The organism is Burkholderia sp. AU17457 (genome assembly GCF_002223255.1).
GTDB classification, from domain to species: Bacteria; Pseudomonadota; Gammaproteobacteria; order Burkholderiales; family Burkholderiaceae; genus Burkholderia; species Burkholderia sola.
In genome coordinates, this window is the sequence record NZ_NKFB01000008.1 from 314,475 (window position 1) to 337,845 (window position 23,371).

Here is a 23,371-nt window from a genome sequence, read left to right on the forward strand (position 1 = left end):
TCGCCGCGATTTGCTAGAGTGGCGGGTATCGTCATTCTCCACCCCGCATCGCCCCATGAGCGCCCCTCAGCCGGATACCGCATCGTCCGATTTCATCCCGGCCGACGTCAGGCAGACCGTCGTCACGCAAGCGTTGCCGCACGGGCAAATCGGTATCGTCCGACTCCAGAGCTTGCGCAGGAACTCGGGGCTGACCGCACCCTACGAACTCGAGAATACGGATCTCATCGTATTGCAGCTGCGTCCGTTCGGCGAACAGGATCTGTGGCTCGATGGCCGCCCCGCACCGTTCGTTCCGTATGACGCGGGAACCGTGTCGATCTACGATCTCGATCGTCGTTGGGTGGCCGACCTCCAGGGCGCGTTCGATTGCCTGCATTTCCATCTGCCGCGCCACACGCTCGAGGAAACGGTCGACGACCTCGGCGGCCGGCGGCGGCCGCAGCTTTACCTGCCGCCGCATCTGAGCACCCACGACTCGATCGTCCATGCGCTCGGCCAGTCGTTACTGCCGGCGCTGGCCCGGCCGGGCGAGGCATCGCAGATCTTCATCGATCATGTGGGGCTGGCGTTTCAGGCACACGTCGCTCACCGTTACGGCGGCGTCGGCGAACGGCGGGAAAGGTCGGACGGCAAGCTCACGCCGTCGCAGGCGCGCCGTGCGCAGGAGCTGTTGCTAGAGCACCTCGACGGCAACATCGGGCTGGCCGACGTCGCGAGCGCGTGCGGGCTGTCCCGCAGCCATTTCGTCAAGGCGTTTCATCGAACGACCGGGCTGCCGCCGCATCGCTGGCTCATCGTGCAGCGCGTCGAGCGGGCGAAGGAATGGATGCGCAATCCGAACGTGCCGTTGAGCATGATCGCCGTTGCGTGCGGCTTCGCCGATCAGAGCCATTTCTCGCGAACCTTCATGCGGTTGACCGGTGTCACGCCACGCCGGTGGCGCGCGGACCATACGTGATCGTCGCGACGCGGAGGCGGGGCGCGCCGGTCCGTCGCGACGTGCGCGGCGCCTACGCGTAGAAGTCGATCAGCGTGTCGAGATTGCGTTGCGCGCGCGGCTCGAGCGGCGCGAATTCCGCCGAGCGAAACAGGGGAACCTGCTCGCGCAGAGGTTCGAGCGCCTGCTTGCGGCCGATGCGGAAGCTTGTCGACGGCGCATCGGGATCCTGCGCCCACTCGCGTGCAATTGCGCGGTCGTATTCGCGAAGCCGGTCCGGCGCGGCCGCGAGGATCGCGAGATCGGCGTCGAGAAAAATCTGTCCCGCGCGCTGCAATGTCGGATCGGCGGCGAACGTTTCAGGTAGCCGGTGCGACTGCGTCGCGAGGACGAGATCGGACGCAACGGACACATGCGATGCGTGCGCGTGCAACCATGACGCGGTACAGTGCGCGTTCGTGACCTGCACGAGCCATTGCGCACTGCGCGGTTCGTTGTCCGCGTAGTCCGGCAGCGTCGTCGCATAGACGGCATCGTGGGCCCATGCCGCGAGTTCGATGGCCGGCCATAGCGGTTCCGCGCGATACGGCGCGAGGTGCGCGAACAGTTCCGCCAGATGGGCGAGCGTGTGATAGAAGCGCTGCGGCTCGCTGTATGCGCGCTCGATGAGCGGCCACACGGCCGCCGTGCCGAAGCACACATCACAGGCGGCGCGCAGCGTGCGCTCGATATCGGGGGTGACGGCGTTCATGGCGGCGATCGGCTCGGGTGGACGATGCGCGCAGCATAGCAAACGCGGCGACGTGCAGGCATGCAACTTGCACGCCGGCACGGGCCGCATCACTTTGGAGGTTTTCATGAAACGACGCTGGCCGCGACAATCGATGCTCGCGATAGGTGTGTTCGCAACGTTCGGCTTTCATGCCGCCATCGCATCGGCGGCGGCCGACGTGTCGATCAGCCGCTCGGATTACGGGACGACCGCGAGCGGGCAGGCGGTGAGCCAGTACACGCTCGCGAACCGGCACGGCGTGACGCTGAAAGTGATCACGTACGGCGGCATCGTGACGGCGCTCGACGTGCCGGACCGCACCGGCCACGTTGCCGACATCGTGCTCGGCTTCGATTCGCTGCGCGACTACGAAGCGCACAACGGCAACATCCATTTCGGCGCGCTGATCGGCCGGTATGCGAACCGCATCGCGGGCGGGCGTTTCGCGCTCGACGGCAGGACGTGGACGCTGCCGGTCAACGACGGACCGAACACGCTGCACGGCGGCCCCGACAGTTTCGACGCGAAGGTATGGAAGGTCACCGGCACGCACAGCGATGCGACCGGTTCGAGCGTCACGCTGCGCTACGTGAGCCCCGACGGCGAGAACGGCTTCCCCGGCACGTTGACGACCGACGTGACCTACACGCTGACCCGCGACGACGAGATCCGCATCGACTACCGCGCGACGACCGACAAGAACACGGTCGTGAACCTGACCAATCACAGCTACTTCAATCTGGCTGGGCAGGCCGGCGGCAGCGTCGAACGGCAACTGATCGAGATCGCCGCATCGCGTTTCACGCCGACCGACAATACGTCGATTCCGACCGGGCAACTGGCGAGCGTCGCGGGCACGCCGATGGATCTGCGCCAGTTGACGCCGATCGGCGCGCATTTGCGCGACGCGTATCCGCAGCTCGCGATCGCGCACGGCTACGACCAGAACTGGGTGCTGGACCAGGGCGGCCAGTCGGCGCCCGCGTTTGCCGCGCGCGCTTACGACCCGGCGTCCGGGCGTTTCCTCGAGCTGTACACGACGCAGCCGGGGCTGCAGTTCTATACGGCCAACGGCCTGAACGGCAGCGTCGCGGGCAAGGGCGGCACGGCCTACCGGCAAACCGATGCGTTCGCACTGGAAGCCGAGCATTTTCCCGATTCGCCGAATCGTCCGGCGTTCCCGTCGACGGTGCTCAAGCCGGGCGACACGCTGCACGAAGTGACGGTGTGGCGGGTGGGCGCGCGATGACCGTCGGCGCTGACGGGCGCGCGGCGATCACACGTTGATCGTGCCGCGCCCGATTTCGATCACGCGCCCGCCGACGCCGATTTCGCCCGCCGCATCGACCGACAACCGCAGCAGGCAAGGCCGGCCGACGGCTTCGCCTTGCTCGACGCGAAACGCGGCCGGCAGATCGTGCCCGGCGGCGAGCAACCACCCGCCCAGGTTCGCACAGGCCGATCCGGTGCCCGGATCTTCCGATACGCCGCCGCCTTGCTTCACGAAGAAGTAGCGGGCCACGACCGTTCCCGGGCGTTCGGCGTCGAACGCGAACACATAGGCGGTCTTCCGGCCGAGGCTGCTTCGCGGCCAGATGTCGAGGTGCGCGCCGTCGGGCTGCGCGCGCCGCACGGCAGCCGGATCCTTGAGCGCGACCAGCAACTGGTCGGCGCCGGTGTCGACCCACAGCGGCGGCGCGAGCAGGTCGTCCTCGGCGAGCCCGAACAGGGCCGCGGCCCGCGCATCGGGCAGCGCGCACGGCGCCGTGTTCGGCATGCCGGCGTGCGGCGCGATGAAGGTCCACACGTCGGCGCGCGCGGTGACGTCGACGACGCCGGCCTTGAATTCGAGCGACAGCGCGTCGCCTGCCTCGAGCAGGTCGCGCACGACGTGCGCGGTGCCGAGCGTCGGATGGCCCGCGAAAGCCATCTCGTAGCCGGGCGTGAAGATGCGCACGCGTGCATGCGCCCGCTCGGACGGCAGCACGAAGGTCGTCTCCGACAGGTTGAACTGCACGGCCAGCGCCTGCATGGTCGCGTCGTCCATGCCGCGCGCATCGTCGAACACGCAAAGCGGGTTGCCGCCGAACGTCGATTCTGCGAAGACGTTCAGCAGGCGGAAGGTGTATCGGGTCATCGGTATCTCGTGCGGATCAGCCCTGCTTGTCGAGCGGTGCAAGCATCGCCTGCAGGTCGGGATGCTTCAGCACTTTCCGGTATTCCGCCGGCCCCATCGCGTCGATCAATACGCGGCCGCTCACGTCGGCCTTGATGTACTCGACCGCGAGCAGCGCGATGACCGGATTGGTCGTCAGCGTCGCATGGTCGGGCGACTGGTCGCCGAATTCCGCGACCACTGCCTCGGTGTTGTCCGCGACCGCGACGGCGAGCCGCCGCCCCGAGAGCCGCAGCCTCGCGCTGGCGCCGCATTGGGCCATGTCGTAGTGGCGCGGCCCGTCGAGCGTGCGATTGCCGTAGATCGCCACGTGCGTATCGATGCCGCGCGCCGCGGCCGCTTCGAGCGGCGGCCCCAGTGCGTCGATTTCCTCGTCCCACACACCCGCGAAGATCTCCGTTTTCGCCTGGTCGATCACGCGCGCGAATGCGCTGACGATCGCCTCGCGTCCGCTCAACGACCAGACCAGCCCCGGCTCTTGCCGCACCGGCAGCCGGTCGAGCGCGCCCGCCGCCAGTTCGAGATCCGCGTTGAAGCGCGTGCGCAATTCTTCCAGCAGCGATCGGTGCGGCACGGCTGCATAGCGGACCGGCTCGGACCGGTTGACGAGCACCGCGCCGCGCGCCTCCAGGCGGCCGAGCGTCTCGTAGACCTTCGATGGCGGCATGCCGGCGCGCCGGCCGACTTCCGCACCCGTCAGCGCGGCTTGCCCGACGAGCGCCGCGTACGCCTGCGCCTCGTATTGCGTAAAGCCGAGCCGGATCAATGACGTGATCAGTTCCGCGTTTTCGTTCATGTGGATGGACTTGAATGGCCGTGACGGGCGTCACGGACGGGCTTGATTAACTACCGGAGTAGTATAGAATCGAACTGACTTACTACCGAAGTAGTAAGTCAGATTTTCGAACCTTACCGAAGAGGATCAATACGATGCGTCAACGGATCAGTACCGGCTCCCCGTGGGAGCCCAAGGTGGGCTATTCGCGTGCAGTGGTCGTCGACAACACGATCTACGTGTCGGGGACGGCAGGCAAAGGCGACGACGTATATGCGCAGACGCGCGATGCGTTGGCGACGCTCGGCAAGGTCCTCGCGGACAGCGGATTCGCGTTGTCGGATGTCGTCCAGAGCCGGCTGGTGGTCGCGGATTTCGACCATTGGGAAGACGCGGCCCGGGCGCACGGCGAGATCTACGGCGATATCCGGCCGGCGTTCTCGCTGGTCCATGCGTTGCCGTTCGTCGATCCCGAGATTCGCGTCGAGGTCGAGGCGATCGCGGTCCGGACCGCCGCATGACGGTCGTCGGCCCGCACGCGTCCCTGTCCCGCCCCGCGATCGCGATGCTCGCGCTCGCGGCGGGCGTCGCGATCGCCAACGGCTATGCGCTGCAGCCGTCGTTGTCGGCGATGGCCGGCGACTTCGGCGTGCCGGCCGCGCGGATGGCGACCCTCGCATCCGTGACGATGTTTGGCTATCTGGCCGGCCTTGCGCTGCTCGTTCCGCTGGTCGACCGGTTCGGTCCGCGCACGCTCATTCCGGCGCAACTGGGCGTGCTCGCGATATTGCTCGCGTGCGCGTCGCTGTCGTCGACGCCGCTCGCGCTCGATGCCTGCTTCGTGTTGGTGGGCGCGGCCACGACGGTCGCCGCGCAATGCAGCGCGGTCGTCGGGAAGCACGCGGACCCGCAGCGGCGCGGCGGGGCAATGGGCGTCGTCTCCGCGGGGATTTCCGCCGGGATCCTGCTGAGCCGTTTCGTCGGCGGCGCGTTGTCGCAATGGTGCGGATGGCGCGGCGCGCTGCTCGCATTGGCCGGCTGCGTGGCGCTGGCGGCCGTCGGCAGCGGCGTGCTGTTGCCCGGCGATCGCCCCGAAGGGCGTTCCGGCCGCGCTGCCACGATCGGCGCGATTCCGCGGCTGTTGCGCGACAGCGCCGCATTGAGGCGCCGCACCGGCGCCGGCATGCTGTGGTTCTTCGCGTTCAATCTGGTGTGGGTGGGACTGGCGATTCGTCTGGCCGCGCCGCCGTACAACCTCGGGGCGGCCGCGATCGGCGCATACAGTCTCGCCGGCGTGCTCGGCCTGGGCGTGACGCGGGTGGCCGGCAAGCTCACGGATCGCTTCGGCGATCGTGCGGTGATCGGGGGCGGGCTCGCCGTGGCTGCGCTTTCCACGTTGCTGCTTGGCGTTGCGCTCGGTCATCCGGGCTGGCTGGGCGTCGGGCTCGCGCTGTTCGATGCCGGTTGTTTCGCCGCCCAGGTCGCGAACCAGGCCCGTGTCGTGGCGATTCAGCCGGCGCGCGCCGGTGCGTTGAACGCCGCATACCTGACGCTGTATTACGCGGCCGGCGCCGGCGGCGCCGCAGCGGCAGGCATGCTCGTCGAACGGATCGGGTGGGGCGCGATGATGATCGTCGCGGCCGGTGCGGTGACGGCGGCCGCGTGGGTCGGGGCAGCACGCCTGAGCGCCGATGCCGCGGGCGAACCGACGTCCGTCGGTTGAGCCGGGGAAATTGTCGCGTTCCGGTTCGCCGCGCTGCTGAATGCGGATCGGCCGCAGCAATACGCGAACGGCGAACGTGCTGGCGGCTGCTGCCGGGCGGATCGGCCGCAGGACATTGGCGGCGTGACCGTCGCTGGCCGGCCTGACGCTCGATGCGGCGTGATGAACGCGTGCGTCGCGGCCGGTTTCCGCACGTATCAATGCGACGACACGAACCTCGCATCGTCGAACGCTTCCGGAATCGCGAAGTTCGCGCGCATGCGCTGCGCTTCCTTCGCCGGCGTCAAGCCGAACAGGCGTTTGAATTCCCGGCTGAACTGCGACGGGCTCGTATAGCCGACCGCGTAGCCGGCCGCTTCCGCCGTCAGGTCCTGTCGCACCATCAACAACCGCGCCTGATGCAGGCGCGTCGATTTCAGGTACTGCATCGGCGACACCTGCGTGATCGCCTTGAAGTGACTGTGAAAGCTCGGCACGCTCATGACGGCTTCGCCGGCCAGTTGCGACACGTCGAGCGGCCGCGCGTAATCGGCGTGGATCATGCGCAACGATCGCCCGATCCGGCCGAATTGCCCGCGCATCGCCAGCGCGCCGCGCATCGCGTTGCCCTGCGCGCCGGTCAGCACGCGGAAATACAGCTCGCGAAGCAGCGCCGGGCCGAGCACCGCGGCGTCGAGCGGCCGCTGCATCGCGTCGACGAAACGCAGCACCGATGCGTGCATCGCATCATCCATCGGCGTCGACATCATGCTCTTCGGCGCCTGCACGGTTTCCGCGACGCCGGCGCGGTCGATCTGCGCGGCGAGTTCGGCGGCCAGCGTGAAATCGAGGTGCAGGTACAGCGCGAGCAGCGGGCGCTCGGGCGTCGCGTCGGTTTCCATGCTGAACGGGACGGGCACGGAGACGGCCAGGTAATGGTGTTCGTCGTACAGATAGCGCTCGCCGCCGAAGTAACCGCGCTTCGATCCCTGGCACACGATCACGATGCCCGGGTCGTACAGCACCGGCGTGCGCGACAGCGCGCGGTTCGAGCGCAGGACGCGCACGCTCGGCAGCGCGGTCAGGTTGTAGCCTTCGTCGGGCGCCAGCGCGCGCAGCAGCGTCACCAGGCGCTTTCGGTCACGCGGCGACAGCGCCGGAGGTCGGGTGGAGACGGGTGCGGTGCTCATAGTTTTGTGCAAGAAAATAAGCGGAATCGGGCTTATTCGGCGTCGTTCGTCAGACTAGTATGCACGCTTCAATCCACATTCGGGAGAAGCTCGCATGGCATCCGGCAACATCATGCTCATTACCGGCGTCAGCAGCGGTTTCGGCCGCGCGCTGGCCCAGGAAGCGCTGGCCGCCGGTCACACGGTGGTCGGCACGGTGCGCAGCGCGCAGGCGGCGCGCGAATTCGAAGCGCTGTCCGCGCAGGCGGCCGTCGCGCGCGTGCTCGACGTGACCGACTTCGAGCGCATCGACGGCGTCGTCGCGGACATCGAGGCGAACGTCGGGCCCGTCGACGTGCTGGTGAACAACGCGGGTTACGGGCACGAAGGGATCATGGAGGAGTCGCCGCTCGACGAGATGCGGCGGCAGTTCGACGTGAACGTGTTCGGCGCGGTCGCGATGATGAAGGCCGTCGTGCCGTTCATGCGCGAACGCCGGCGCGGCCGCATCCTGAACATCACGTCGATGGGCGGGCACATCACGATGCCGGGCATCGCGTACTACTGCGGCAGCAAGTTCGCGCTGGAGGGCATTTCCGAGACCCTCGGCAAGGAGCTCGAGCCGTTCGGCATCGCGGTGACGGCCGTCGCGCCGGGTTCGTTCCGCACCGACTGGGCCGGCCGCTCGATGGCGCGCACGCCGCGCTCGATCGCCGACTACGACGCGCTGTTCGATCCGATCCGCCGCGCGCGCGAGGAAAAAAGCGGCAAGCAGCCGGGCGATCCCGCGAAAGCCGCACGGGTGATGCTCGCCGTGATGGCAGCGGACCATCCGCCGGCGCATCTGCTGCTCGGCAGCGACGCGCTGCGCCTCGTGCGCGACAAGCTGGCGGCGCTGGACGACGAAATCCGCGCGTGGGAAGCCGTGACGGTGTCGACGGACGGCTGACGGGCGCGGCGTCGTTCGTTCCTGCTAGTGGATGATCGGCCATTGCATTGCACGATGGCGTCGCGGTTTCACAATAAAGCCGATAATGGCGGCGGCCCGTTCGCCACGTTCATCCACCTCACAGGAGCACCGCGATGCCATACGTCACCACGAAGGACAATGTCGAGATTTTCTACAAGGACTGGGGCCCGAAGGACGCGCAGCCCGTCATGTTTCATCACGGCTGGCCGCTGTCCAGCGACGACTGGGATGCACAACTGCTGTTCTTCGTTCAGCACGGCTATCGCGTGATCGCGCACGACCGCCGCGGCCACGGCCGCTCGGCGCAAGTCTCGGACGGCCATGACATGGATCATTACGCCGCGGATGCGTTCGCGGTCGTCGAGGCGCTCGACCTGCGCAATGCGGTGCATATCGGTCACTCGACCGGCGGCGGCGAAGTGGCGCGCTACGTCGCGAAGCACGGCGAGCCGGCCGGCCGCGTCGCGAAGGCCGTACTGGTCAGCGCGGTGCCGCCGCTGATGCTGAAAACCGAATCGAACCCCGAAGGCTTGCCGCTCGAGGTGTTCGACGGCTTCCGGAAAGCGCTCGCCGACAATCGCGCGCAGTTCTTCCTCGACGTGCCGAGCGGCCCGTTCTACGGGTTCAACCGCGAAGGTGCAACCGTGCATCAGGGCGTGATCCGCAACTGGTGGCGGCAGGGGATGGAAGGCAGCGCGAAGGCGCATTACGACGGCATCAAGGCGTTTTCGGAAACGGACCAGACCGAAGACCTGAAATCGATCTCCGTTCCGACGCTCGTGCTGCATGGCGAGGACGACCAGATCGTGCCGATCGCGGATTCCGCGCTGAAGTCGGTCAAGCTGTTGAAGAACGGCACGCTGAAGACGTACCCCGGCTATTCGCACGGGATGCTGACGGTCAACGCGGACGTGCTCAACGCCGACCTGCTCGCGTTCGTGCGGGCGTAATGATGGCGGCGCCGGCCCGCTGCGGCGGGCGGTGTCGCGATTGAAAACAGGCGATCCGGCCGCGGCGTTGGCTACGGCAGCCGATCGCCCCGCCGTGTTTGCGCCCGCTGACCGCTACCCGTTGCGCAAGAACACGACGTAGCCGCGGAACCACGGATTCGACGCGAGATACGGCGGCGCGTCCCACTCGCCGCCCTGGATCACGCCGATGCGAAACGGCAGTTGCAGCCGCGCGACGCGCGGCAGATAGGCCGCGTAGTCGGCAATCGTGCGGCGGCCCTGGTAGGTCTGCACGACCACCTCGTCGACGATGCCCTTGAGCTGGTTGACCTGGTCGGTATCGATGCGGCTGCTCCAGTCGAGCAGCCCCGTGATGCTCAACAGGCAATCGGCGGGCAATGTATCGCGCAGCGTGCGCAGGAACGCAAGGTAATCCTGCAGATGGCGCGTACCGGCGTCGAAGTCGATCTGGATGCCGGCGATCGTGCGGCCCGACGCGCGCCAGCGTGCGAGCTGCGCGAGCATGATCCGCGTGACGCGCGGCGTCCAGCGCAGCGTATGCGCCCGATAGACGAGCCACACGCGTGCGTCGGGCGCGGGCGGCAGCGCGACGCCCTGCGCGATCACGCGCACTTGCGACTCGTCCCGCGGCGACGCTTCGATCTGGCCTTGCAGCACGTAGACGATGCGCGCACCGCGCACGACCGCCTGCGGCTTCACGCCCGCCCACAGCCAGAACGCGTCGTACCGCGCGGCGTCGACGGCGCCGGCCAGCGCGACGCGCGCGGCCAGCAGCAGCGCGATGCACGCGATGCGCTTCATGTGGCGCTTACCAGTAGTAGCGAAGCTTCTGCGCCCACGGGCTGCCCGGATAGGCGGTCTTCAGCGTGTCGAACCAGCGCTTGCGCGTGCTCTTCGGCACGTCCTTGCCGCCGCATTCGTTGGAGCCGCCCGGTGCGTAGCACTTGATCGCGCGGTAGAACGCGTACGCGCGGTCGTTCGGGTTCGCCTGCGTATCGGCCATCACCGTCACGTAGCTCGACATCCGCTCGTACGGCTGGCCCGCGAACTGCGACGGCGCCGCGCCGAGCGTCGGCGGCACGCGCGGGGCGGCCGTGCCGGACGCATTGCGGACCCACGACGGCGCCGGATCGCTTTCGAGACCGGACGCGGGCGGATGCAGCCGCACGAAATCGGCGAGGCAGTTCAGCCCTTTCGGATCGGCGGGATTCTGCTGCAGCGTCGCGGCGACGTCGCGCGCCGACAGGCACGTGTAGCCGTCTTCGTTTTTCGCGCCGGCCGCGACGAACGGCTTCAACGGATCCGTGGGCGTGCCGGGCACCAGCGCGGTATCGGCGAGGAAGTCCGCGTAGTGCGAACGCGTGAGCTCCTTGTACAGCAACGTGTACAGCGCGGTGCTGCGCAGCGCGCCGGTGGTCGCCTGATTCTGCGCCTGTGCGCGCAGCAGGTCGGCATTGGCCGCGCGCTGCAGCAGCACCCCGCGGATCGCGGCGTTCTGCACGGGCGAATCGTCGGCGAACACGTCGTTGACGAGCCCGGCCTGCTCCAGGTTGATCGCGAGCGCGAGTTCCAGCATTTCGCGCTGGAAGCGGAACGTCGCGAGCGGGATCAGGTCGCGCCACAGCTGGCGGGCCTTGTCGTTCTGGCCGCTGTCCTCCAGCGCGAACCCGCGCAGCGCCTGCTGGCTCAGCCCGAAGTAGTCGAGCGGCGCGGCGGGCGTCTGCGGCAGCAGGTCGAGGGCGGCGTCCGGCTGGTGCCCGAGCTGCACGTACCAGGTCGCGAGCAGGTAGTCGTACAGCGCGGGCGCGTTCGCGAAGCGCGGCTTCTGCGCCTGCAGCTCGTCCAGCGTCATCGGCTTGCGGCTCGCATCGCTGCTGTCCGATGCGCGCATGCGCTGCAGGTCGACGGTGGCGAGCACGGTCGGCGACTGGATCTGGCGCGCGTCGAATTCCGGGCCGAACAGCAGTTTGCTGTCGAGTTCGTTCGCCAGTTGCATCAGCGGCACGTTCGACGTCGCCGGCGACCAGCGCGCGAGCGCATGACCGTACAGGTCGGCCTGCTGCGTGACGTTGCCGCCGAGCCACGCGACCCGTCGCAACAGCCCGCTCGCGGACACCGCGTAGCGCCCCTTCGGATACACCTTCAGGTAGGTCCGGAACACCGTGTTCGCCGCGTCGAGCGATACCTTCGTCACGCGCGCGCGCGTCGGCGTCGGGCTGTCGTTGTCGAATGCGTTGGCCTGCGCGGCGTTCAACTGCGCGCGCCCGGCCATGTAGAGGCCGGTTTCCTTCAGCCACGGGTCCGCGCTGTGCGATGCGTTCGCGAACGCGCGGGTCGCGGTGAGGAAGTCGGCGCGGTAGAACGCGTTCGTGCCGTCGAGGTACGCGGCGAACTGCTGGCCGAGCGGCGACTTGACCGGCGGCTTCGTCCACGCGGCGCTCGCGCCGCCCGCGGCGCAGGTTTTCTGCGCGATGTCCGCGCGCGCCGCGCGCAGGCGGGCGGCCTCGTCGGCGGGCAGGCCGCCGGCGCCGCCCACTGCGTCGTTGAACGCGGCCGCACCCGCGCTCATGCTGCGGCAGATGCTGCCTTCGCCGTCCGCGTACCGGTTCGACGACGCATCGGCATCGGCATCGGCCGCGCCGCCGGTCCTGTCGGGCACCTTCTGGCCGATGTCGATCCATCCGGAGAAGTCCATCGGGAACGGCACGACGATCCGGTCGATCCGCTCTTTCGCCGGGATGGTCTTCGGATCGGGAAACACCTGCGCGACCTTGCCGCTGTCGACCATCATCAGCATCGCATTGATGCGTGTGTCGTTGGCGGGCGTCAGCATCGGTACGTTGCCGCACGAGTAGGAAGTCTGCCGGAGCGTGTTCGGCACGTAGCAGCCGTCGTCTCCGCTTGCATGGGCGGTCGGCGTCCACAGCAGGCTGGCCGCCAGCGCGGCAAGCAGGGTTCGGTTCAGCGTCGGGTTTCTTCGCATTTTTCTTGTGTCGGGTAGGGGGCCGCGACGGCCGGTTCTCTCAGGGGGTGTTTTGTCCCGGCGCGTATCGTACCTCACGGGCCGTCATGACCGGCAGTGTGCCGGCCTGCCAGCCGCGCCGGGGGGGCAGGCTCCCTCGAAACGGAAATCCACTCAGTGTGGACGCAACGCCACCTTGAATCCGGATCGCTTGAATTAAGATGCAGCCGGCAGTGGCGGACGTCCGACGATGGACGACCTGACGGGGGCCGCGCTGCATGACGGGGGAGGGCTGCCGAAAGCGACGTACGCGTCGATCCGCACGACGGAATCGATCATGAAAGGGACGCGGGCAAATGCCGGTTTCCACGCTCGTTCAATAGCACGACTTAATAATTTTACGGGCGAAACGATGCGTCGTATCCGCTCGACGGCAGACGAGAGTACGCCGACAAATGAAAACAAGAGGATCCCGATGAAACCCATTACATGGATGGTCATGGCGGCCGCGCTCGCACTGACCGCATGCGGCGGCGACGATGTCGCGACGAACGGCGGTGCGTCGTCGTCGACGTCGAGCAACCCCGGTTCGCCGTCCGGCTCGACGTCGCCCGGCGGCGGGTCGACCGGCGGCGGGTCGACCGGCGGCGGGTCGACCGGCGGCGGGTCGACCGGCGGCGGGTCGACCGGTGGCGGGTCGACCGGTGGCTCGACCGGCGGCGGCGCCACGCAGCCGCAGGCCGGCTGGTCGACGGCCGCCGCGGTGGACGGCAAGGGGCCGGAGGGCGCCCCGAGCGTGACGATCGACGCGAACGGCAATGCGCTCGCCACGTGGATGACCAACGGTCCGGCCGGCGCGAACGGCAACGAGATGTGGGGCGCGCGCTATGCCGCGGGCTCGGGCTGGGGAACCGCGACGCGGCTCGACACGGGCGACGGCTCGCATTCGATGAACACGACGAGTTCGAGCCCGTCACGCGTGGTCGGCAACGCGAGCGGGCAGGCCGTCGCGTTCTGGACCGAATGGATGCCGGGTCCGAACACGTATGCGCTGTGGGCGCGCCCGTACAGCCCGGCCGGCGGCTGGGGCGCGGCGTTCGAAGTCGCGCCGGACGTGACGGGGTCGACCTATTCGGCCGGGATCGACGGCCAGGGCAACGCGCTCGTCGCGTGGACGCAGTCGATCAGCCTGCTCGATACGCGTATCGCGTGGACGCGCTACACGCAGTCCGGACAGTGGTCGCCGACGGCGTTGATCCAGATGCCGGTGCAGACCGGGCCGGGCGCGGTGACGGGCGACACCGACAACGTGGGGCCGATGATCTCGGTCCTGTCGTCCGGCCGCGCCGTGCTCGCGTGGCGGCAGACCAACCATACGCACTCGGCGCTGTGGACGGCCACGTACGACACGGCCAACGGCTGGACCGACGTCAACCAGGCCGTATCGAACACGAGCCTGTTCACGACGATCATCTCGCCGGTGGCCGGCATGGACGCGAAGGGCAACATCACGCTGCTCTGGGGGCAGCTCGACGTGACGGGCGGGAAGCTCACCACCACCACGATGTCGCAACGCTATGTGTCCGGCACCGGATGGCAGCCGTCGCAACCCGTGGCGCCTGCCATCGTCGAGCCGACCGGCTTCATCGCGACGCCGATGCTGGCCGTCAACGAAAACGGCGTGGCGGCCGCGATGTGGGCGGAAGGCGGCGCGGCGCTGCAAGTAAGCGTGTCCGATGCAAGCGGCAACTGGGGGCCGTTGCAGCGGCTGACGGAACACCTGAACGGCGCGGCAATCCAGTACCCGCCGCTCGTGGTCGATGCGGGCGGCAACGTGACGGCCGCATGGCAGGACACCGGTTTGCCGGGCGCGTCGGCGGTCGTCGCGGCCAGCTACCGGAAGGGCGCGTGGAGCGCGTCGACGGTGGCGCCGCAGAGCGCGTCGTGGCCGGCGCTGGCCGTCAACGCGACGGGAGCGATGGCGCTGCTCTGGCAATCGTACGTCGCGACGATCGGCAGCCAGATCCAGGCCAGTTTTTATACGCCGGGCACGTAAGCGCCTCGCATTGGGAAATCGAAGGAGAAACCATGAAGCAAACCTTGTATTGCACCGTACGGACCGCGCTGGGCATCACGGCCGCCGGCCTCGTGCTTGCCGCGTGCGGCTCGACGCAGATGAACATGGTCGACGTCCAGACGTCGACCGCGAAGACGCTCGGGCTCGCGTCGTCGGACGAGATCACGATCGCCAACGTCCAGTACGGGAAGAAGGACGGGCTCGGCGGCCAGAAGGTGAGTTACGACGCGACGACCGGCAAGGGGCGGCGTTTCGGCTGTACGGTGTTCATGATTCCGGGGCTCACGCCGATCGATCGGCCGACGTACAACAACTGGGAATGCCATCCGCAACGCTGATGGTCGCGATGACGACCGCGCCCGGCGTCGGGCGTCGGTCGATCGCTTCGGGGGACGATGCATCGCGTGGGCCTTGCGCCCGCGCAATTTGGTCCGATAATCGACGAACCGTTTCTTTCCTGACCCGCCGGTTCGATAAAAAACTGTCATGGATCAAGCTGCATTTGTCCCTGTTTTCAAGTTCCGCACGACCGACTACCCCGAGCCGGACCGGTTCCACGTCTGGGTCAAGGACATGCTGTGCGACTACCGGCTCGACGACGACGGCGGCCACGGCCCGTGCGACGCGGAAGCCAGCGGCGCGGCGCTCGGCCCGCTGATCTTGTCGGGCCGGCACTGGCACTCGCGCGCGCCGACCTATACGGTTCGCCGCACGCCGCGGCGGATCCGGCTCGACGGGCAGGATTCGATCCGCTTCACGCTGCTGCTCGGCGGTCGGCTCGCGAGCCAGACCGGCGGGCCCGAGCTGATCAAGGGCGCGGGCGACCTGTTCGTCTACGACGTCGCGCAGATCAACGACTGCAAGGTCGAGGCCGGCGACGTGATCAGCCTCGTCGTGCCTCGCTACCTGCTGCCGAGCCATGCCGCGCAGGCGCACGGCCAGACGCTGACGAGCGGCGTGGGCCGGCTCGTCGCCGACCAGATGCTGTCGCTGTTCCGGAACCTGCCGAACCTGCGCATGCAGGACGTGCCGAGCATCGTGCAATCGATGCTGTTGCTGCTGGCCGCGGCGGTGTCGCCGACCGCGCAGGCGTTGAACGACGCTCGCGGCCCGATCGAGCATGCGCTGGTCGACCGCGTCCGTCACTACATCGACATGCATCTGCTGGAGCCGGACCTCACGCCCGAACGGATCTGCCGTGACATCGGCGTGTCGCGGGCGCGGCTCTATCAGTTGTTCAAGGAAGAGGGCGGCGTGATGCGGCAGATCACGCGGCGGCGTTTGCGTCACGCGTATCACGTGCTCGGCGATCCGCAGCGCCGGCATCAGCGCATCGCGGAAATCGCGTGGGCGCACGGCTTTCCCGACGAGAAGTATTTCCATCGGCTGTTCAAGGCGGAATTCGGCCACACGCCGAAGGAGACGCTCGAGTGCGCGGCCGCGCCGATCCTGCTGCCGTGCGGTGCGACCGATGCGCGCTGGGGCGACGGCGGCCGGCTGGCCGGGTGGACGCTGCCGTTCGGGGTGCTCACCAACTGAGCGGGCAGCACGTGGGCGTCGCGCGCCGGTCGTGATCGCGCATCACGCGCACACGCTGCTGGCGATGCCTCCGTCGTCCATCTCGTCGAGCGCGGCGCGCAAATCGTCGATGGCCACCATCAGTTCGCGGACCTGCCGTAACGACGGGTACTGATGCAGAACGGCCTGCCATTGCGGCAGGGTCAGCAGCGCGTGCCAGATGACGCCGAGGCCGCCCGCATCGGCATCCGGCCGTTGCACGAGCGCGCTCGCGTATTCGAGGCTCGCCTGCGCGGACAGCAGCTGCATCCGGCTCGCGGCGCTCAGCAGCCGCGGTGTCGCATCCGCGGACGCGTCGCAGCAATACAGCACCTCCCGTGGCAGCGCCGCTTCGTCGGTCGTCAACGCATGCAGCGATGCGCCGTGCACGCGCACCGTGCCCTGGTGCGTCTCGAATGCATAGACCGTGTCGGGGGCCGCCTGCGCGAGCAGGGTCAGGCCGCGCAGCAGCCGCGGCAGATCGGTCGTCGCGGCATCCGCGGAGGCCTTCGCTTCGACCAGGAAGCGCACGTTCCACGCGGGCGCCGGGTCGTTGCCGCGCGCGCGTTCGAGCAGGATCGCATCCCATTCGGTTTTCGCGCGGTCGTGCCGGCCCGGGATCGACGACGGCACGCGCATCGACGTGACGACGCGGTAGGTGCGCTGCTCGTCCACCGCGTCGAGCCTGCGTGCCAGTGCGTCGAGCGCCTGCGCCGCCAGCGCTTCGACGGCAGCGCCGCGCTGCTGGGACGCGACGCCCTGCGCGACGGCGACCGTGCTGCCGACGAGTGGCCCCTGACGGACCCACAGCGCGCGGTAGCGGCGGACGCCCTCGTCCGCGGCCAGCGCATCGAGCCGCAGCATGCGTTCGAGCGCGGGGCTGTCCTTGAGTTTGACGATGTCCTGCTCGAACGCCGCGTCGGTCGCCATCTCGGGCAGTGCGAGCAGTTGCGCGAGCGCCGCGTGCAGCTCGGCCCACGACGCCGCGGTCGCCGCCGCATGCAGGCGCGCGAGGCCGTCGCGTTGCCAGGCCTGTGCGCTGCGCTCGAGCTTGGCCGGGTGCGCGATCGCATTGACGGCCGAGTGGAGCGCGCGCCGGTCCTGCTCGGCGTGCGCGGACAACGACGCGTATTCGCGCACGTTCGGTGCATCGTGACGCAGCACCGACGCCTGAAACGACGGATCGCCGGATGACGAATCCATCGCGTCGCGGATCATCCGCGCGAGCGCATCGATGAAGCGCTGCCGCAAGTCGCCGCCGGGCGCGTGACCGTCCGCCCGCATCCTGCGCGCTTCCTCGATCACGATCGCCAGCGCGGTGGCCGGATTCGTCGCGTCGGTCAGCGACGCCGCGCGCTCGAGCGGCGGCAGCCGGTAACGGCGCGCGACGGCGCGCAGGGTGGCGTCGAGCAGGGCGGGAAGCGGTGTCAGCGACATGGCGGTCCGGGCGTGAAAGAGACCTGACCCGTCACGCGGTCAACGTCACCGACAGGCTGCCGAGCTCGCCGAAGCGCACCGTCAGCGCATCGCCGAGCGGCACGTCGATCGCGCCCGCGTACGAGCCGGTCGTCACGATCTGGCCGGCGCGCACCGCATCGCCGCGCGACGCGAGGAAATTGACGAGCCATACCAGCGGCTTCAGCGGATCGCCGTCCGGATGGCTGCCGTCGATCGTGCGGTTCAGCGCGCCTTCGAACGACAGCGCGAGCGTCGCGAGCGGCACGGTCAACCCGTCGGGCACGACCGGGCCGACGCACAGCCCCTGGTTGAATTGCCCGTCGGCCAGCAGCTCGAACTTCGACGCGCGCGCCGGCTCCGCATAGCGGCAGCCGAGCACCTCGAGCACGATGCGCACTTCGCGGATCGCCGCGCGCACCGCGCCTTCGTCATACGGCTGCTCGCGCGCGGGCAGGTCGCGATCGAGCACGAACGCGATTTCCGGCTCGATCCGCACGATCGGCCCGCCGACGACGCGGTACGGCGCATCGGCTTCGCGGATCGTCGACGCGAAGATCGGCGCGAGGATCACGCGATCGGGCGGTGGCAGCGCGCATTTCCATCCGCCGACGGGTTCGCCGAGCAGGTCGGCCACGCGCTGCTGGATCGCGAGCGCGGTGTCGATGTCGTCGGGGCGCAGTGCATCGGGTAACAGCGGGCCGGGCGAGCCGGCATGGCGGGCGGCGACGAGATGCTGGGCGGCGCCGTCCACGCGTTCGGTAGTCGTTGTCATGTCGGTTGAGCGAGTTGAAAGTGGGGCCGGCAAAAAAGGGCCGGACGAAAGTCGCATAGTCGATGATAGCGCCTTCGGCGCGATGGGCGCTCGAAAGGGCAGCGGCGCATGCATCGCCGGCCCGGTTCGCGCGGGCCGATGACGCAAGCCGCCCGCTTCCCGTCGCGTCGCTTTGCCGCATGCGCCGGTATCGCCGGGGCTTGACCGTCGTCAACATCCGCACCCGCTGCCGGCCGATGATGGTGGCATGGCCGTGCGCGACAGCGCGCGCGGCAACTCACCCCAGCGAGGTTCGCATGTACGAGAAAATCATGGTGGCCGTCGACGGCAGCGCTTCGTCGAAACAGGCGCTTGCCGAGGCCGTGAAGGTGGCGCTGGCGGGCGACGCGCACGTCAGCGCGGTGTACGTGGTCGACAAGTCGGTGCTGTTTACGTATGCAGGCCGTCTCGATCCGCACGCGCTCGTCGAGGAAATCCGCGACGACGGGCGCAAGGTGCTGCGCGAAGCCGAACAGGTCATCGCGCTGGCCGGCGCGAAGGGCGAAGCCGAACTCGTCGAGACCGAGAGCATCGGCGAGGATGTCGCGGAACGCCTGCAACGCTATGTGAAGGAGCACGGGATCGACCTCGCGGTGGTCGGTACGCACGGGCGGCGCGGCATCCGGCGCGTGCTGCTCGGCAGCGTCGCCGAGCGTTTCGTGCGCGGCTCGAAGTGCCCGGTGCTGCTGATTCGCGGCGACGACGCCGACGCGCCGGCCGCCGCGGCCGCGGCATGACGCGGCGCGCGCGATGATACGCCGCCAGTACCGGATCGTCGTCGCGGCGATCGCGGTGTTCGTGTCGCTCGCCGGGATGATGGCCGTCGTGACGGGCCTGCTGTTCGATGCCGCGACGGCGCTGCGCGGCGGCGCGCTTGCGTTGATCGTCGGCGTCGCCGGCTTCGTCGTGATGCTGAACCCGGGGCCGAAAGGCGAGGATTGACGCGGGCGGGCAAGGTGGCGGCGCACGTCGGACCGAGGTTTCGCGACGACCGGCGACAGCCGTGGCGCCGCCGTGATTTCGCGTGGTCGCGTGTCGTCGCCGGCGCATTCGTGCCGTCCTGCTCGATCTGGCTCGTCAGCCGCTTCAACGTTGCCGCCCGCTCGGCGCTTCTGTCAAACTGGCGCCCATGAAACCGCGCCTCACTGCACCGCTTTCCGCCGATTCCGCGCCTGCGCCCGCAGGCTTTCCCGACGCCGACGAACTGGCCGCGCTGCGCGCGTGGTACGCGGGCATGACCGTGCGTCAGGCCGTCGAACGCTACCTGCCCGACCGGCTCGGCGGCGGGCGCTCGGCGCGCGGCGTGATCGGTGCGATTCGCCGTCGCCTCGTGCGCGTCGCGCGGCAGGTCGGCCGCCCCGATCTCGCGGAACGGCTCGGCCATCCGGACGGTGAGCGTTTGCGGGAGGCGAAAGCGGCCACCGACGCGATCGCCCAACTGCGTCATGCGCGCGCGCCGGCACCGCAAATCAGCGACGACGTCGGCCTGTGGCTGCCGGCGCGCGCGGTCGTTGCGTTGCATGCGCACGGGATCGCGACGCTCGCCGACCTGACGGTGCGGATTCCGCGTCGGCGCCAGTGGTGGCGGGCGATCGCGGGCCTCGGCATGGCCGGCGCGCGGCGCATCGAGGCGTTCTTCGCCGCGCATCCGCACCTGACCGAACGGGCGCGCGCGCTGATCGCCGCGGCGCCGCGCGGCAGCATCGTGCCGTGGGAACACCTGAAGCTGCCGCACGAAGTCGACGGCTCGGCCGGCACGTTCCGCGCACCGCGCGCGACCAGCACGCTCGACGCGGACAACGATTACGCGGCCGTGCACGCGTGGCTGTCGCTGCACGAATCGCCCGCGACGCGGCGCGCGTACCGCAAGGAGGCCGAGCGGCTGATCCTGTGGGCGATCGTCGAGCGCGGCCGCGCGCTGTCGTCGCTGACGACCGAGGACGCGCTCGCGTATCGCGCGTTCATCCGGCGGCCGACGCCGCACGAGCGCTGGGTCGGGCCCGTGCGGCCGCGCGGCGCGCCCGACTGGCGGCCGTTCTCCGGTGCGCTGTCCGCGCGGTCGGCCGCGTACACGCTGTCGGTGCTCGGCGCGCTGTTCCGCTGGCTGATCGAGCAGCGCTACCTGCTCGCGAATCCGTTTGCGGGCGTCAAGGTGCGCGACACGCGCGGCGCGACCGCACTCGATACGTCGCATGCGTTCACCGAAGGCGAGTGGCTGCTGGTCCGCACGGTCGCCGACGGGCTCGAGTTCGGCCAGCGCGCGGGCGACGGTGCGCCGCAGTCGGGATGGACGCCGGCCGCCGCGCAACGATTGCGCTTCATTCTCGATTTCGGCTATGCGACCGGGCTGCGCGCGAGCGAACTGGTCGGCGCGACGCTCGGCGACATCGAGACGGACGCGCACGGCGACGCGTGGCTGAAGGTGATCGGCAAGGGCAGCAAGGCCGCCCGCGTCGCGCTGCCGCCGCTCGCGCGCACGGCGCTCGATCGCTATCTGGTCGCGCGCCGCTTGCCGGTCACGCCGGCGCGCTGGCGGCCCGATACGCCGCTGATTCCGCGCCTCGCGGAGGACGACGCGGCCGCGATCACGAGTGTGCGGCTGTGGAAGGTGATGCAGCGTTTCTTCGCGCAGACGGCCGATGCCGTCGAAGCCGACCACCCGGCGCTCGCGCACAAGCTGCGCCAGGCGAGCCCGCACTGGATGCGCCATACGCATGCGACGCACGCGCTGGCGCGCGGCGCGGAGCTGACGACGGTGCGCGACAACCTGCGGCATGCATCGATCTCGACGACGTCGATCTATCTGCATGGCGACGACGTGAAGCGGGCGCGACAGATGTCGAGCGCGTTCGGTATCGACAAATGAGTTGAACACGCGGCATCGGCTCCGGTCAGACGATGTTTCGATCCCGGAGATTCACATGGCGTCGAGCCAGCGCACGGTCGATTTCATCGTCGAGCAGATCGCGGCGGCCGGTACGGTATCGGCCCGCAAGATGTTCGGCGAATACGGTATCTATTGCGACGGCAGGATGGTCGCGCTCGTCTGTGACGACCGGCTGTTCGTCAAGCCGACGCCCGAAGGCCGCGCGTATCTCGGCGCGTGCGTCGAAGCCCCGCCGTATCCGACCGCGAAGCCGCATCTCGTCATTGCCGGCGATCGCTGGGACGACCGCGAATGGCTGGCGACGCTGATCCGGATCACCGCCGCGCAACTGCCGCTGCCGGTGAAGCGCAGCCGATGACGATCGCGCCGCATGCCGCGCCACGCCGCGTAGCGGGCAGGCGTATTCTGTGACACATGCACGCGACCATCGTGCGCCAGGGAGTACCAGCATGGAGACATCCGGATTTGCGCGCGGCACGCGGCCGGCGCGCCGCGCATGGCACGCGCTCGTCGTGACTCTGTGTGTCGGCTGGAGCGCGTTGTCGTTCGGCGCGGAGGGCGCGAGCGGCGCGGCCGCGCTGCTCGACCGCTACCGCAGCCTTGGGCCCCCACTGAAGGACAACGCGTTTCACCGGCCCGTGGTGCTCGAATCGTCGGAAGCGTCGTCGTCGCTGAAGGGCGACATCTACGCGGTCGTCGATTATCCGTTCGCGGCCGTGAACGGCCAGCTCAACGATCCCGCGCAAGGCCCCGCGAACTGGTGCGCGGTGCTGATCCTGCACCTGAACACCAAGTACTGTCACGCGTCGAGCGGCGGCAACGGCCCGGTGCTCGACGTGAACCTCGGCCGCAAGATCGAGCAAAAGCTGTCGGACACCTATCGCGTGCAGTTCCGCTATCGCGTGGCGGCCGCGACGCCCGATTATTTCCAGGTCGACCTGACCGCCGACAGCGGCCCGATGGGCACGAAGGATTACCGGATCGCGCTCGAGGCCGTGCCGGTCGGCGCGTCGCGCACGTTCCTGCATCTCACGTATTCGTATGGTTTTGGCACGGTCGGCCGGATGGCGATGAAAACCTACCTCGCGACGGTCGGCAGCGACAAGGTCGGGTTCACGACCGTCGGTGCAGCCTCGGCCGGACAGCCGCAGTACGTCGGCGGCGTGCGCGGGCTGCTGGAGCGCAACACGATGCGCTACTACCTCGCGATCGACACGTATCTCGCGACGCTCGACAAGCCGATCGACCAGCGCCTCGCGCGCTGGTTCGACGCGACCGAGCAGTATCCGCAGCAACTGCACGAAGTGGAGCGGGGCGCGTATCTGCAGATGAAAGCGCAGGAGGTGCAGCGGCAGCAGGCGGCGCGATGACGCCGCCTGCCGGCTCGCAGGCTCGGGCGAGCAACCCCGCGACGACGTCGACGATCCGCTGCGGCAGCGCTTCGTCGTAAGGCAGCCCCACGGCGTCGCACGCGGCGGTGACGACGGTGGCGGCGCGATCACCGGCTCGACCGGTTCGCCGTCGCGCGTCACGCGTCACGCGGCCGGTCGCGCAATGCACCGTCCACGCGCTGACGCGCACGTGGCACGCGTCGATCACGATCCTCCCTTGAGTAACCGGTTCGGAGAACACGCGCGACAGCACGTGCCGGCGATGTCGCGCCATCCCGCCCAGCGGTAGATCCACACCGGTTCAGGCGGTTCTGGCGCTCCGTTTCGATATCGCGCTGGCGGACCGGGGCCATCATGCGTGCAGCGTTGCCGACGACGCTGGCGACGTGTTCGATCGTGGACCGCATCGTGTGGCTCTCACGACGAAAACCCTGCAGTGCCCCCCGCCGGTGCGGCGGGTGTTCCAGGCCGATCCGGCCGCCTCGGGCCGGCCAACCGGCCGTCCGGCCATTTCATAAGACGTACAGTTTTCCCGTGATTCGCGATTCGGGCGGAACTGTACTCTTGTTCGCGCGTTCGATGTGTGTACCCGCCGCCAACTGTTCTTCTCTTAAGATCCGGTCATCAAGTGCACAGTGCCGCAGATCCAGCTGATCCGGAACCCTGCCGGCGCATCTTCAAGAGAGAGCCAGTGCGATGGAAAAGGCAAAACCGGAGGGGAAGATCAGGAATCACGACGGCCCGCTCGGCGGG

General features: G+C 68.9%; 22 protein-coding genes. 14 read left to right on the forward strand and 8 right to left on the reverse strand.

The window, feature by feature from the left end:
* Window positions 1-55 precede the first annotated feature (55 nt).
* Entirely contained in the window at window positions 56-961 is a 906-nt protein-coding gene (locus tag CFB49_RS31320; RefSeq protein WP_069619175.1) for a helix-turn-helix transcriptional regulator, read from the forward strand.
* Between the two features lie 52 nt (window positions 962-1,013).
* On the opposite strand, the gene CFB49_RS31325 is transcribed toward CFB49_RS31320, so the two are convergent.
* Window positions 1,014-1,691, reverse strand: coding sequence for a hypothetical protein (locus CFB49_RS31325; RefSeq protein WP_089493308.1), 678 nt, complete (start codon window positions 1,689-1,691; stop codon window positions 1,014-1,016).
* 106 nt (window positions 1,692-1,797) lie between these two features.
* On the opposite strand from CFB49_RS31325, the gene CFB49_RS31330 reads away from it, so the two are divergent.
* On the forward strand, window positions 1,798-2,961 hold the full coding sequence (locus tag CFB49_RS31330) for an aldose epimerase family protein (protein WP_089493717.1): 1,164 nt from the start codon (window positions 1,798-1,800) through the stop codon (window positions 2,959-2,961).
* 27 nt (window positions 2,962-2,988) lie between these two features.
* Here CFB49_RS31330 and CFB49_RS31335 read toward each other — a convergent pair whose 3' ends face one another.
* Both CFB49_RS31335 and CFB49_RS31340 read right to left on the reverse strand, forming a co-directional pair.
* On the reverse strand, window positions 2,989-3,849 hold the full coding sequence (locus CFB49_RS31335) for a PhzF family phenazine biosynthesis protein (RefSeq protein WP_089493309.1): 861 nt from the start codon (window positions 3,847-3,849) through the stop codon (window positions 2,989-2,991).
* Between the two features lie 16 nt (window positions 3,850-3,865).
* On the reverse strand, window positions 3,866-4,684 hold the full coding sequence (locus tag CFB49_RS31340) for a TrmB family transcriptional regulator (protein WP_089493310.1): 819 nt from the start codon (window positions 4,682-4,684) through the stop codon (window positions 3,866-3,868).
* Window positions 4,685-4,818: 134 nt separating this feature from the next.
* On the opposite strand from CFB49_RS31340, the gene CFB49_RS31345 reads away from it, so the two are divergent.
* Window positions 4,819-5,184 carry a RidA family protein gene (locus CFB49_RS31345; RefSeq protein WP_069619171.1) on the forward strand — a complete coding sequence of 122 codons (366 nt, stop codon included), beginning with the start codon at window positions 4,819-4,821 and terminating at the stop codon, window positions 5,182-5,184.
* The gene (locus tag CFB49_RS31350; RefSeq protein WP_089493311.1) at window positions 5,181-6,386 is read left to right on the forward strand and encodes an MFS transporter; all 1,206 of its coding nucleotides are present in this window, start codon (window positions 5,181-5,183) and stop codon (window positions 6,384-6,386) included. The genes CFB49_RS31345 and CFB49_RS31350 overlap by 4 nt, the downstream gene beginning before the upstream one ends.
* Before the next feature lie 197 nt (window positions 6,387-6,583).
* Here CFB49_RS31350 and CFB49_RS31355 read toward each other — a convergent pair whose 3' ends face one another.
* A complete protein-coding gene (locus CFB49_RS31355) occupies window positions 6,584-7,555 on the reverse strand; it encodes an AraC family transcriptional regulator (RefSeq protein WP_089493312.1) in 972 nt (323 codons plus the stop codon).
* Window positions 7,556-7,649: 94 nt separating this feature from the next.
* On the opposite strand from CFB49_RS31355, the gene CFB49_RS31360 reads away from it, so the two are divergent.
* On the forward strand, window positions 7,650-8,483 hold the full coding sequence (locus tag CFB49_RS31360; protein ID WP_089493313.1) for an oxidoreductase: 834 nt from the start codon (window positions 7,650-7,652) through the stop codon (window positions 8,481-8,483).
* Between the two features lie 134 nt (window positions 8,484-8,617).
* Entirely contained in the window at window positions 8,618-9,454 is an 837-nt protein-coding gene (locus CFB49_RS31365) for an alpha/beta fold hydrolase (RefSeq protein WP_069619167.1), read from the forward strand.
* A gap of 114 nt (window positions 9,455-9,568) precedes the next feature.
* Here the strand turns inward: CFB49_RS31365 and CFB49_RS31370 are convergent, their stop codons facing one another.
* Complete coding sequence (locus tag CFB49_RS31370; protein WP_089493314.1) at window positions 9,569-10,276, reverse strand: DUF3142 domain-containing protein; 708 nt, start codon at window positions 10,274-10,276, stop codon at window positions 9,569-9,571.
* 7 nt (window positions 10,277-10,283) lie between these two features.
* A complete protein-coding gene (locus tag CFB49_RS31375) occupies window positions 10,284-12,458 on the reverse strand; it encodes a hypothetical protein (protein ID WP_089493315.1) in 2,175 nt (724 codons plus the stop codon).
* A 454-nt stretch (window positions 12,459-12,912) separates the two neighbouring features.
* Between CFB49_RS31375 and CFB49_RS31380 the strand changes: the two genes are divergently transcribed.
* From CFB49_RS31380 to CFB49_RS31390, 3 genes are all read left to right on the forward strand, one after another.
* Window positions 12,913-14,493, forward strand: a complete 1,581-nt coding sequence (locus CFB49_RS31380; protein ID WP_089493316.1) for a hypothetical protein — start codon at window positions 12,913-12,915, stop codon at window positions 14,491-14,493.
* A 32-nt stretch (window positions 14,494-14,525) separates the two neighbouring features.
* On the forward strand, window positions 14,526-14,852 hold the full coding sequence (locus CFB49_RS31385) for a hypothetical protein (protein ID WP_089437675.1): 327 nt from the start codon (window positions 14,526-14,528) through the stop codon (window positions 14,850-14,852).
* Window positions 14,853-15,000: 148 nt separating this feature from the next.
* Window positions 15,001-16,053: an AraC family transcriptional regulator gene (locus CFB49_RS31390; protein ID WP_089493317.1), complete on the forward strand. Its 1,053-nt coding sequence runs from the start codon at window positions 15,001-15,003 to the stop codon at window positions 16,051-16,053.
* Window positions 16,054-16,095: 42 nt separating this feature from the next.
* Here CFB49_RS31390 and CFB49_RS31395 read toward each other — a convergent pair whose 3' ends face one another.
* Both CFB49_RS31395 and CFB49_RS31400 read right to left on the reverse strand, forming a co-directional pair.
* Window positions 16,096-17,508, reverse strand: a complete 1,413-nt coding sequence (locus tag CFB49_RS31395; protein ID WP_089493318.1) for a 3-deoxy-D-arabino-heptulosonate 7-phosphate synthase — start codon at window positions 17,506-17,508, stop codon at window positions 16,096-16,098.
* A 31-nt stretch (window positions 17,509-17,539) separates the two neighbouring features.
* Window positions 17,540-18,301, reverse strand: coding sequence for a 2-keto-4-pentenoate hydratase (locus CFB49_RS31400; RefSeq protein ID WP_069619160.1), 762 nt, complete (start codon window positions 18,299-18,301; stop codon window positions 17,540-17,542).
* Window positions 18,302-18,597: 296 nt separating this feature from the next.
* Here CFB49_RS31400 and CFB49_RS31405 point away from each other — a divergent pair, with 296 nt between their 5' ends.
* From CFB49_RS31405 to CFB49_RS31430, 5 genes are all read left to right on the forward strand, one after another.
* On the forward strand, window positions 18,598-19,077 hold the full coding sequence (locus tag CFB49_RS31405; protein WP_089493319.1) for a universal stress protein: 480 nt from the start codon (window positions 18,598-18,600) through the stop codon (window positions 19,075-19,077).
* Window positions 19,078-19,090: 13 nt separating this feature from the next.
* Window positions 19,091-19,282: a DUF2964 family protein gene (locus tag CFB49_RS31410; protein ID WP_069619158.1), complete on the forward strand. Its 192-nt coding sequence runs from the start codon at window positions 19,091-19,093 to the stop codon at window positions 19,280-19,282.
* 187 nt (window positions 19,283-19,469) lie between these two features.
* Window positions 19,470-21,206, forward strand: a complete 1,737-nt coding sequence (locus tag CFB49_RS31420) for a site-specific integrase (protein WP_089493321.1) — start codon at window positions 19,470-19,472, stop codon at window positions 21,204-21,206.
* A 55-nt stretch (window positions 21,207-21,261) separates the two neighbouring features.
* On the forward strand, window positions 21,262-21,585 hold the full coding sequence (locus CFB49_RS31425; protein ID WP_089493322.1) for a TfoX/Sxy family protein: 324 nt from the start codon (window positions 21,262-21,264) through the stop codon (window positions 21,583-21,585).
* A gap of 91 nt (window positions 21,586-21,676) precedes the next feature.
* Window positions 21,677-22,597: a hypothetical protein gene (locus CFB49_RS31430; protein WP_089493323.1), complete on the forward strand. Its 921-nt coding sequence runs from the start codon at window positions 21,677-21,679 to the stop codon at window positions 22,595-22,597.
* The last annotated feature ends 774 nt before the right edge of the window (window positions 22,598-23,371 follow it).

Bases quoted from the DNA above. Each gene is read 5' to 3' on its own strand.
- CFB49_RS31320 (WP_069619175.1), top strand. From the start codon at position 56: ATGAGCGCCCCTCAGCCGGATACCGCATCGTCCGATTTCATCCCGGCC.
- CFB49_RS31325 (WP_089493308.1), bottom strand. From the start codon at position 1,691: ATGAACGCCGTCACCCCCGATATCGAGCGCACGCTGCGCGCCGCCTGT.
- CFB49_RS31330 (WP_089493717.1), top strand. From the start codon at position 1,798: ATGAAACGACGCTGGCCGCGACAATCGATGCTCGCGATAGGTGTGTTC.
- CFB49_RS31335 (WP_089493309.1), bottom strand. From the start codon at position 3,849: ATGACCCGATACACCTTCCGCCTGCTGAACGTCTTCGCAGAATCGACG.
- CFB49_RS31340 (WP_089493310.1), bottom strand. From the start codon at position 4,684: ATGAACGAAAACGCGGAACTGATCACGTCATTGATCCGGCTCGGCTTT.
- CFB49_RS31345 (WP_069619171.1), top strand. From the start codon at position 4,819: ATGCGTCAACGGATCAGTACCGGCTCCCCGTGGGAGCCCAAGGTGGGC.
- CFB49_RS31350 (WP_089493311.1), top strand. From the start codon at position 5,181: ATGACGGTCGTCGGCCCGCACGCGTCCCTGTCCCGCCCCGCGATCGCG.
- CFB49_RS31355 (WP_089493312.1), bottom strand. From the start codon at position 7,555: ATGAGCACCGCACCCGTCTCCACCCGACCTCCGGCGCTGTCGCCGCGT.
- CFB49_RS31360 (WP_089493313.1), top strand. From the start codon at position 7,650: ATGGCATCCGGCAACATCATGCTCATTACCGGCGTCAGCAGCGGTTTC.
- CFB49_RS31365 (WP_069619167.1), top strand. From the start codon at position 8,618: ATGCCATACGTCACCACGAAGGACAATGTCGAGATTTTCTACAAGGAC.
- CFB49_RS31370 (WP_089493314.1), bottom strand. From the start codon at position 10,276: ATGAAGCGCATCGCGTGCATCGCGCTGCTGCTGGCCGCGCGCGTCGCG.
- CFB49_RS31375 (WP_089493315.1), bottom strand. From the start codon at position 12,458: ATGCGAAGAAACCCGACGCTGAACCGAACCCTGCTTGCCGCGCTGGCG.
- CFB49_RS31380 (WP_089493316.1), top strand. From the start codon at position 12,913: ATGAAACCCATTACATGGATGGTCATGGCGGCCGCGCTCGCACTGACC.
- CFB49_RS31385 (WP_089437675.1), top strand. From the start codon at position 14,526: ATGAAGCAAACCTTGTATTGCACCGTACGGACCGCGCTGGGCATCACG.
- CFB49_RS31390 (WP_089493317.1), top strand. From the start codon at position 15,001: ATGGATCAAGCTGCATTTGTCCCTGTTTTCAAGTTCCGCACGACCGAC.
- CFB49_RS31395 (WP_089493318.1), bottom strand. From the start codon at position 17,508: ATGTCGCTGACACCGCTTCCCGCCCTGCTCGACGCCACCCTGCGCGCC.
- CFB49_RS31400 (WP_069619160.1), bottom strand. From the start codon at position 18,301: ATGACAACGACTACCGAACGCGTGGACGGCGCCGCCCAGCATCTCGTC.
- CFB49_RS31405 (WP_089493319.1), top strand. From the start codon at position 18,598: ATGTACGAGAAAATCATGGTGGCCGTCGACGGCAGCGCTTCGTCGAAA.
- CFB49_RS31410 (WP_069619158.1), top strand. From the start codon at position 19,091: ATGATACGCCGCCAGTACCGGATCGTCGTCGCGGCGATCGCGGTGTTC.
- CFB49_RS31420 (WP_089493321.1), top strand. From the start codon at position 19,470: ATGAAACCGCGCCTCACTGCACCGCTTTCCGCCGATTCCGCGCCTGCG.
- CFB49_RS31425 (WP_089493322.1), top strand. From the start codon at position 21,262: ATGGCGTCGAGCCAGCGCACGGTCGATTTCATCGTCGAGCAGATCGCG.
- CFB49_RS31430 (WP_089493323.1), top strand. From the start codon at position 21,677: ATGGAGACATCCGGATTTGCGCGCGGCACGCGGCCGGCGCGCCGCGCA.